This is a genomic window from Archangium sp. (assembly GCF_036389735.1).
GTDB lineage: Bacteria > Myxococcota > Myxococcia > Myxococcales > Myxococcaceae > Archangium.
Map to the genome: position 1 here is coordinate 1 of NZ_DASVWK010000807.1, position 8,504 is coordinate 8,504.

Annotated in this window: 9 protein-coding genes; 4 read left to right on the forward strand and 5 right to left on the reverse strand. The window is 71.0% G+C overall.

The annotated features are described in order from the left end of the window. A partial coding sequence (locus VF794_RS28705) for a hypothetical protein (RefSeq protein WP_331115863.1) occupies nucleotides 1-663 on the forward strand: 663 nt, incomplete at its 5' end. Between the two features lie 26 nt (nucleotides 664-689). Continuing rightward, the gene (locus VF794_RS28710; protein WP_331115865.1) at nucleotides 690-1,496 is read left to right on the forward strand and encodes an SDR family oxidoreductase; all 807 of its coding nucleotides are present in this window, start codon (nucleotides 690-692) and stop codon (nucleotides 1,494-1,496) included. Here VF794_RS28710 and VF794_RS28715 read toward each other — a convergent pair. From VF794_RS28715 to VF794_RS28725, 3 genes are all read right to left on the reverse strand, one after another. Continuing rightward, nucleotides 1,478-1,753 carry a hypothetical protein gene (locus VF794_RS28715; RefSeq protein WP_331115867.1) on the reverse strand — a complete coding sequence of 92 codons (276 nt, stop codon included), beginning with the start codon at nucleotides 1,751-1,753 and terminating at the stop codon, nucleotides 1,478-1,480. The genes VF794_RS28710 and VF794_RS28715 overlap by 19 nt on opposite strands. Before the next feature lie 23 nt (nucleotides 1,754-1,776). Continuing rightward, the gene (locus tag VF794_RS28720) at nucleotides 1,777-2,898 is read right to left on the reverse strand and encodes an AI-2E family transporter (RefSeq protein WP_331115869.1); all 1,122 of its coding nucleotides are present in this window, start codon (nucleotides 2,896-2,898) and stop codon (nucleotides 1,777-1,779) included. Nucleotides 2,899-3,096: 198 nt separating this feature from the next. After that, nucleotides 3,097-4,179, reverse strand: coding sequence for a cyclic nucleotide-binding domain-containing protein (locus VF794_RS28725; RefSeq protein ID WP_331115871.1), 1,083 nt, complete (start codon nucleotides 4,177-4,179; stop codon nucleotides 3,097-3,099). A 100-nt stretch (nucleotides 4,180-4,279) separates the two neighbouring features. Between VF794_RS28725 and lepB the strand changes: the two genes are divergently transcribed. Further along, complete coding sequence (gene lepB, locus VF794_RS28730; protein ID WP_331115873.1) at nucleotides 4,280-4,960, forward strand: signal peptidase I; 681 nt, start codon at nucleotides 4,280-4,282, stop codon at nucleotides 4,958-4,960. Between the two features lie 168 nt (nucleotides 4,961-5,128). Beyond that, nucleotides 5,129-7,111 (forward strand): elongation factor G, encoded by a 1,983-nt coding sequence (locus VF794_RS28735; RefSeq protein WP_331115875.1) that lies wholly within the window; start codon nucleotides 5,129-5,131, stop codon nucleotides 7,109-7,111. 152 nt (nucleotides 7,112-7,263) lie between these two features. Here the strand turns inward: VF794_RS28735 and VF794_RS28740 are convergent, their stop codons facing one another. Both VF794_RS28740 and VF794_RS28745 read right to left on the reverse strand, forming a co-directional pair. Further along, nucleotides 7,264-8,211 carry an alpha/beta hydrolase gene (locus VF794_RS28740; RefSeq protein ID WP_331115877.1) on the reverse strand — a complete coding sequence of 316 codons (948 nt, stop codon included), beginning with the start codon at nucleotides 8,209-8,211 and terminating at the stop codon, nucleotides 7,264-7,266. 38 nt (nucleotides 8,212-8,249) lie between these two features. Beyond that, a partial coding sequence (locus VF794_RS28745) for a hypothetical protein (protein WP_331115879.1) occupies nucleotides 8,250-8,504 on the reverse strand: 255 nt, incomplete at its 5' end.

Consider the following 8,504-nt stretch of genomic DNA (forward strand, 5'->3'; position numbering starts at 1 on the left):
GTGGCCTGCCTCGTCTTCCACCCGAGGGGCCTCTTCACATTGGAGCAGGCCTGGGGCGAGCCGCTCGCGCTGCCCTTCCTCGGCGCCTTCGTGTACTTCCTGGGCGAGGGCCGGAGGACGGCCGCCGCGGTGGCGCTGGGCCTGCTGTGCGCCACGAAGCAGCACTTCGCGCTGTACCTGCCCTTCGCCCTGCTGCTGCCCGGAGTGGGCTGGCGCGGCGTGGCCCTCGCGGTGGGGACGGCGGCGGCCACCTTCGTCCCCTTCCTCGTGTGGACGCCGGGAGGGCTGTGGACGGACCTGGTGATGCACCACGTCACCAACCCCTTCCGGGCGGACTCCCTGTCACTGACGGCCTGGTTCGACCACCAGGGCCACCGGCTGCCGGGCTGGCTCGGCGTCGTGGGCGTGCTGGTTGTATGGGCCCTGACGTTCCGCGCCCGCCACCGGCCCGAGGCCGTCCTCCTGGGGAGCGCGCTGGCCTTCGGCGTGTTCTTCTTCCTGGGCCGGCAGGCCTTCTGCAACTACTACTACCAGGTGGGCGCCACGGTGCTCGCGGCGGTGGTCGTCTCCCTGCGGAGTGCCCCGGCGCGGGTGGACGACCAGACCTCGCCCGGTACCGGGGAGCCCGCCAGCGCGGCCGAGGCGTCTCCGTTGGCGGCCTGAGGCTTCACGGGTATAGGGTGCGGACCATGACTCAGATGATGGAACTTCGGGGGCGGTGGAGCCTCATCACCGGTGCGTCTTCAGGGCTGGGCGTGGAGCTGGCCCGGCATATCGCGCGGGAGCACGGAGGCCATGTGGTGCTGGTGGCGCGGCGGCGCGATCGGCTGGAGGCGCTGGCCGAGGAGCTGCGCGCGCGCCACGGGGTGCAGGTGGCCTGCGTCACGGCCGACCTGTCGCGCCCCGACGACGTGGAGCGCATCTTCACCGAGGCCACGCAGGGGCGGGACATCCACGCCGTCATCCTCAACGCCGGCGTGACGTACTGGGGCGAGGCCATGAAGCAGGGCTGGAGCGAGTTCCAGTCCATGCTGGACACCAACGTCACCAGCCTGGTGCGCCTCTCCAGCCTGTTCGTCCCCTACCTCGTCGAGCGCGGGACGCACGGCGGGATGATGTTCGTCTCCAGCGTGGCGGGGCTCATCCCGGTGCCGTACCAGGCGGCCTACAGCGGCACCAAGGCCTTCGTCACCAGCTACGGCCAGTGCCTCGCGCAGGAGGTGCGCCCCAAGGGGGTGTCCGTCACCGTCTTCGCCCCCGGAGGCATCTCCACGGAGCTGCTCGTCAACTCCGGGCTCTCCAACCGCTTCAAGGCGGGGGACATGGGCGTGATGACCCCCGAGGAGTGCGCCGCGCACGCGGTGCGGGCCTTCCTGCGCCGCAAGGAACTCTACGTCCCCGGGCTCCTCAACCAGACGCTGGCCCTGGCCGCGAGGGTGCTCCCGCGCGGCTTCCTGGCCCAGCGCACGGCCGCCATCTACCGTCCCGAGTCTTGAGCCCCCGGGCTCTCCTCGGCGAGCCGCTCGTGGATGGCCCGGAGCAGCGCCTCGTCGGAGAGGCCCTTCTCCCAGTCACCGGGCAGCTCGACGCGGACGGACTTCGCGCCGCCGCTCGGCGTGCAGACGACGTGGAAGCGGTTGCGAGTGCCGTCCACCCGGGCGGCCTCCTTCTTCTCCGCGTCCTGTCCGAGGCCCGCGAAGGCCTGGATGCACGTCCAGGTGATTCCGTCCGAGTCCATGACTTCCCGAGGCATGTCGTTCTCCGGGGTGGGTCGATTCAGGCGTGCCGGGGCCTGCGCCAGAAGGGAGGGCGCCGGGGACCCTGCTTCTGGAGCTGCTCCCGCACATCGCCCTGGAGGGGCAGGTTGAGGCGCTCGCGCCGCAGGAGGAGCAGCTCGCGGATGACGATCTGACTGGCGCCCACGATGGGCACCGCCAGGAAGGTGCCGAGCACACCGGCCAGCTCGGCGAAGAGGATGATGCCGAGCAGCGTCACCAGGGGGTTGAGCTCCACGGTGCGCTTGTAGATGACGGGCGCCAGCACGTGGTTCTCGAACTGCTGGTAGAGCATGACGTAGACACCCACCGCCAGGAAGTCCCACACCCCACCCGAGGCGAGCGCCACGAACGCGAGCACCAGGCCGGACAGGGTGGCCCCCAACAGGGGGATGAGGCTGCCCAGGCCGGAGAGGATGCCGAGCGGCAGGAAGTAGGGCACGCCGAGGATGGCCAGGACGATGGTGGTGCAGATGGCGTTCACCACGGCGATGATGGCCAGCCCGCTCAAGTAGCCCCCCACCGAGGTGTACACCTTGCCCAGCACCCGCTCGTAGCGCTCGCGGTGGGCCGGAAGGCACTCGGCGAGAATGCCCCGCACCACCCGGCCGCCGTAGATGAGCATGAAGACGACGAGGAAGAGCACGGTGACGAAGGCGCCCACCCCGGCCAGCACGCCCCCCACCACGCGCAGCGCCGGGTCCACGGCCTGCTGGAACAAACCAGCGCTCCCCTTGCCCAGCGCGCCCAGGCGCTGCTCGAGGCCGACGCGTGCATCGAGCCACTGGAAGAGCCGCGTCTGGTGCATGCGCTCGTTGAGTTCCGGCAGGCGCTCGGCCATGTCGCGGACCTGCGTCACCGCTGGAGGGACGATGAGGAAGCTCGTCCCGACGATGAGCCCCAGCAGCACGGTCATCACCAGCCCGATGGCCAGGGGTCGCCTCAGCCCCGCCTTCTGCAACCGTGCCACCGCGTGGTTGAGCGCAACCGCCAACAGGAGGGCCGTCACGGTGAGCGTGAGGGTGACGATGCCGTGGATGAAGAGATAGATGGCCGCCAGCACGCCCACGACGGTGGCACACACGGTGAGCACCGTCTTCACCGTCACCTGGGAGCGAGGCACGAGCACCGGCTCCCGATCATTGACTGGCTCGAATGGCGGACGAACAGGCCTCTCGGGCTCCACGCGCACCCCCCCCACGACAAATCCCTGTCGGAAATTGGGGCTCCACACGCCGAAACGGCAGCCCCTCCCCGCCATCAGGGCGCCTGGCCGCTCGCCTGCCCTGCCGCCCCCTCACGCGTTCATGGCGTCCACCCCTCAGACGCGTTGGTCGCCCTCGTGGACGGCGCGGCCCGACATCAGCTTGGAGAGTTGCAGGAGTCGCTCCGTGCCCAGGCGCATGAGCGCCGCGCGCACCCGGGGCTGGCTGGCGAGGTACTGCTCGAAGGCGTCACGTGCCAGCCGCAGCATGTGGACCGACGTCTCCGCGCGCACCGTCGCGGTCGCCGGCTGGCCGAGCAGCAGGGAGATCTCCCCGAAGACGTCCCCCTCCCGCAGCGACGTGAAGGCCGTCTGCTTCCCATCGGGGTGGCGGAACACGGGGGTGACCTGGCCCTGAAGCAGCAGGTACAGGCCATCGCCCTTCTGTCCCTGCTCGATGATGACGTGCCCGGCCGCCACCGTCCGCATCTCGAAGATGTTCGACAGCGCCTGCCGCTGCTCCGGAGACAGCGCGGTGAAGACCGGGTTGCTGCGCAGCACGTTGGCCAGCAGCCGATCCCGGTAGAAGGCCCGCGACGTCTCGCCGACCACGGGGTGCTTCAGGGTGATGCGCTCCAGGCGCGTGCGCGGCAGCTCGAGCGCCAGGGTGCGCCGGGTGGCCACCACCGTCGCCATGCGCGGGCTCTCGGACACCAGGGCGATCTCCCCGAAGAACTCCCCCTCCCCCAGCGAGGCCAGCGTGCGCCGCTCCCCGCCCTCCACCTGGCGCATCACGTCCACCTGTCCCTCCACGAGGGTGAAGGTGGAGCGGCCCGGCTCGCCCTCCGTGATGAGGTTCTGTCCGGGCTGGAAGGTGCGCAGCTCCAGCACGCCCAGCAGGGCCATGAAGGGCTCGCGCTCGAGCTGCGAGAAGAGCGGCACCCGCGGCAGCGCCCCGGCGGCGGGGGTCGCGGTGGCGCCCTTCGGGGTGTCCTGCCGCGCGTAGAGGTCCGCCAGGAGTTGAAGCGTGCGCACATGGGCCGGTTCGAGCTGGAGGAGCACCCGGCACAGCGCCATGGCGCGCAGCGGCTGCCCCCGCCGGGCCCAATCGCTGGCCACGGCCTCGCCAGCGGCGATCGCCTCGGGCGTACGGCCGAGCGACTTGAGCCGCTCGACCTCCTGATGGAGTACGTCGGACATGGACACCTCTATGCCACAGGCCCACTTTGCGTGCAGCCTCCGGGTGGGTGCAATGCCCCCGCCCCTCCGGCGTACAATGGAGGAACCACCACCGGGAGGAATGATGGGCCAGCCGAGCCAGACGCAGCCGAAGCGCACACGGTGGACGACGTACGCCTTCGAGGTGGCCCTGCTGGGGCTGCTGCTGATCGGCCGCGCCAGCTTCGCCGACCACTACCACGTGCCCTCCGGCTCCATGGAGCCCACCCTGCGGATCAAGGACCACCTCGTGGTGGACAAGCGCGCCTACGGGCTGCGCGTGCCCCTCACCCACCACTGGCTCACCGAGTCGGAGCCCCGGCGCGGGGACGTCGTCGTCTTCGACTCGCCCATTGATGGCAAGGTGATGGTGAAGCGGCTGGTGGGCATGCCGGGAGACCGCATCGCCTTCGATGGGGAGTCAGTCCTCCTCAATGGTGAGCCGGTGCCCCAAGCCTTCCTGCCGGATGGCTCGCGGCTGGAGCTGCTGCCCGGAGCGCCCCACCCCGTCGACCCCGAGCCCTACCAGGGGCCCTCGATGGACGAGCTGGTGGTGCCGCCACGGCACTACCTGATGCTCGGTGACCACCGGGGGAACTCGGCCGACAGCCGCGTCTGGGGCCTGCTGCCCCGCGAGAACCTGCTGGGCCGCGTGGTGGCCATCGGCTATAGCTGGCGCGAGGGCCTCTCCTCTGGCGAGCGCTGGTGGATTCCCCTGGGCTCGGGTGAGGGCACCGCCATGGACCCGCGCCTCACGCGGTGACGGCGGCCCCGGGTGCTCGCCCCCATGGGCAGGGGCGTCGTCGCGCACCCGACGCACGCGGCGAGCATGGAGGAAGGCCCTCGGCCTACCCCGGCGCGGCGCTTCCCCGAACTGTACGAGAGAACCACCTTCTCGGGGCGAATGCCTGCCTCGCAGGAGGGCCCGGCGATGAAACATCCCGCGACACCGAGAGTCGTCACCCTCGTAGGACCTCAGGGTGTGGGCAAGACGACCCTGTTCGATTCACTGCTGCGCTTCACGGGGGCGGACCCCGTACGCGCCGCCGAGAGGAGCATGACGCTCGAGCTGTCCGTCGCCCATACCGACTTCCTGGGCGAGCAATGGACGTTCATCGACAGCCCGGGGGCACCGGAGTTCTCCCAGGAATCGCGCCACGCCCTCATGGTGTGCGACGCGGCCCTGGTGGTGTGTGACGCCTCGCCCGAGCGCGCGGCCGCCCTGGCTCCGCTCTTCGCCTTCCTGGACACGCACCGCATCCCCCACCTGCTCTTCCTCGACCTGATGGAGGAGGAGGAGGGCTCGGTGCGCGAGTTGCTGGACACGCTCCAGGCCGTCTCCTCGCGGCCCCTGGTGCTGAGGGAGATCCCGCTGCGCCAGGGCGGGCAGGTGGTGGGGGTGGTGGACCTGGTGAGTGAGCGCGCCTGGGGCCTGGAGAAGGAAGGAAGGCCCGCGCTCATGTCCCTGCCAGAGGCGGACCGCCCGCGCGAGGAGGCCGCGCGGCGCCAGCTCCTCGAGCGGCTGGCGGACCAGGACGACAGGCTGCTCGAGCAGCTCCTGGAGGACGTGGTACCGCCGCCGGAGTCCCTCTACGGGCACCTGGAGCAGGCGCTGCGAGAGGACCGGCTGGTGCCCGTCTTCCTCGGCTCGGCGGAGCGGGGCCTGGGCCTGGAGCGGCTGCTCAAGGGACTGCGCCACGAGGTGCCCTCGGTGGAGGAGACGCGCGAGCGCCTGGGCCTCTCCGCGGAGGGCCTCCCGCTGGTGCAGTCCTTCAAGACGCAGCACCTGCCGCACGTGGGCAAGCAGTCCATGGTGCGCGTCTGGCGTGGACAGGTGGAGGACGGAAGCACGCTGGCCGACTCGCGGGTGGTGGGCGTGCACCGGGTGCAGGGGACGAAGCAGCAGGTCGTCGGCGCGGGGCGCGTGGGCGAGGTGGTGACCGTCGGGCGCGTGGAGGCCATGCGCACGGGCGACTTCGCCGACCCCCAGGGTGTGCGCCACCCCGGGCTCTGGCCCCTGGCGCCGCCTCCGGTGCACCAGGTCGCCATCGTCGCCGAGAAGCGCACGGACGACGTGAAGCTGACGAGCGCGCTGGCGCGGCTGGTGGAGGAGGATCCGTCGCTCCATGTGGATCAGGAGGCGGACTCGCAGATGCTGCTGCTGGGAGGCCAGGGCGAGATGCACCTGCGCGCGGCCCTCGAGCACCTGCGCACACGGCTGCGCGTCCCGGTGGCGACGCGCCCGCTGCCCATCCCCTACCGGGAGACGATTCGCCGGCACGGCTCGCACCACGCGCGTTTCAAGCGCCAGTCCGGCGGGCACGGGCAGTTCGGTGACGTGGTGGTGGACGTGCAGCCGCTGCCGCGAGGCGAGATGTTCCGCTTCACCTCGGCGGTCGTGGGCGGAGTCGTGCCCAAGCAGTACATTCCCGCGGTGGAGGAAGGCGTGCACGACGGCCTGAGGCGGGGGCCGCTCGGCTTCCCCGTGGTGGACGTGGCCGTCACCCTCACCGGTGGCACCTACCACTCGGTGGACAGCTCGGATCAGGCCTTCCGCACCACCGGGCGCCTCGCCATGGTGGAGATCCTGCCCAAACTGGAGCCGGTGCTGCTCGAGCCCATCCTCCACGTGGACATCCACGTGCCACGTGAGGCCACCTCGCGCGCCCAGCGGCTCGTCACCGGCCGCCGGGGACAGCTCCTGGGCTTCGAGGCCCACGCGGAGCTGCCGGGCTGGGACGTCATCACCGCCTACGTGCCCCAGGCGGAGATGCGGGGCTTCATCGTGGAGCTGCGCTCGGCCACCTCGGGCCTGGGCCACTTCGTGATGAGGCACGACCACTACGCGGAGCTGGTGGGCAAGCAGGCGGAACGCGTGGTGAGCCACCACCAGCAGGAGGCCACCGAGCGGTGAGCGGAGGCTCGCCCCTCACGGAGGGGGCGGAGCAAGCGCGCGCAGCCCCTCGGCGATGGCCAGCGCGATGTTGCCGCCCTCACGGCGCGCGGCTCCAGGTCTCGCGCCGAGGACCGGTCACCAGGAGGGGGAGGCTGCGTCATGGCCTCGGGTCAGGCGTCGATCTTCCGGCCCGCGAAGACCTCGCGGAGCGCGGCGCAGGCCTCGTCGAGCGCGCGCATGCCCTGATCCATCACGCCGCCGAGCGTGAAGAAGCCATGGACGCTCCCGTCGTAGCGGATCTGCCGGACGGGCACCTGGGCCTGGCGCAGGCGCGAGGCGTACGTCTCGCCGTCGTCGCGCAGCGGGTCGAACTCGGCGGTGAGCACCAGCGCGGGAGGCAGCCCGGAGAAGCGCTCGGCCTGGAGCGGCGAGGCATACGGGTGGCGGCCATCCTCCGGCTGGGTGAGGTAGTGGTTCCAGAACCACTGCATCATCTCGCGGGTGAGGAAGTAGCCCTCGGCGTTCTCCCGGTACGACGGCGTGTCGAAGACATTCTCCATGGGAGGATAGGCGAGCACCTGGCACGCGATGGCCGGGCCGCCCCGGTCACGCGACATGAGGCACACGGCGGCGGCGAGGTTGCCTCCGGAGCTATCACCACACACGGCGAGGCGGCGGGGGTCACCGAGGAGTTCCGCGGCATGCCGCGCCACCCATTCGGTGGCCGCGTAGCAGTCCTCCGGAGCGGAGGGGAACTTGTGCTCCGGAGCGAGGCGGTAGTCGACCGAGACCACCACCGCGCCCGTGCCCGCGCACAGCCGTCGGCAGGTGGGGTCCACCACCTCGACGCTGGCCAGCGTCCAGCCGCCGCCGTGGAAGTACATGATGATTGGGAACGGCCCCGTGCCGTCGGGCGTATACACGCGGATGCGCAGCGGACCGCCGGGACCCTGGAGGGTCCGGTCCTCGGCCCTGGCCACGGGAACGCTGGGGCCGCCCAGGTCGCGCAGCGCCTCCGTGAGCACGCGGGCCTGGGCCAACGGCAGCTCATGGACGGGGGGCTGCCCTGCCTGGGCGAGCAGATTCAGGAACGTCACGGCCTGGGGATCGAGCGGCATCTTCTGGACTCCAAGGACCAACGGATTCCCGGAGCATCTCAGCGCCGTGGATCCTGGAAGTCAAAGCGAAGCGCGTGCGCGAGCCCCTGTGAAAAAGAGTGGGCCGCGCGCACGTCCATCAGCGTGTGCCGGTGTCGGACGACCAGATGCAGCGTCCCACGATGGGACACCACGCCCACCGCGAGCCCCATCGGCATGCGTCCGGGAGGAGACCACCACAACTCGGTGGCCTCGGCGCCCGCGCCAAAGGAGAACGGCTCGCGCAGCTCGCCGAGGTTCGACAGCACGGCTGT

What these genes read in the sequence shown, in the direction of transcription:
- VF794_RS28710 (WP_331115865.1), top strand. Translation starts at nt 690, where the DNA reads ATGACTCAGATGATGGAACTTCGGGGGCGGTGGAGCCTCATCACCGGT.
- VF794_RS28715 (WP_331115867.1), bottom strand. Translation starts at nt 1,753, where the DNA reads ATGCCTCGGGAAGTCATGGACTCGGACGGAATCACCTGGACGTGCATC.
- VF794_RS28725 (WP_331115871.1), bottom strand. Translation starts at nt 4,179, where the DNA reads ATGTCCGACGTACTCCATCAGGAGGTCGAGCGGCTCAAGTCGCTCGGC.
- lepB (WP_331115873.1), top strand. Translation starts at nt 4,280, where the DNA reads ATGATGGGCCAGCCGAGCCAGACGCAGCCGAAGCGCACACGGTGGACG.
- VF794_RS28735 (WP_331115875.1), top strand. Translation starts at nt 5,129, where the DNA reads ATGAAACATCCCGCGACACCGAGAGTCGTCACCCTCGTAGGACCTCAG.
- VF794_RS28740 (WP_331115877.1), bottom strand. Translation starts at nt 8,211, where the DNA reads ATGCCGCTCGATCCCCAGGCCGTGACGTTCCTGAATCTGCTCGCCCAG.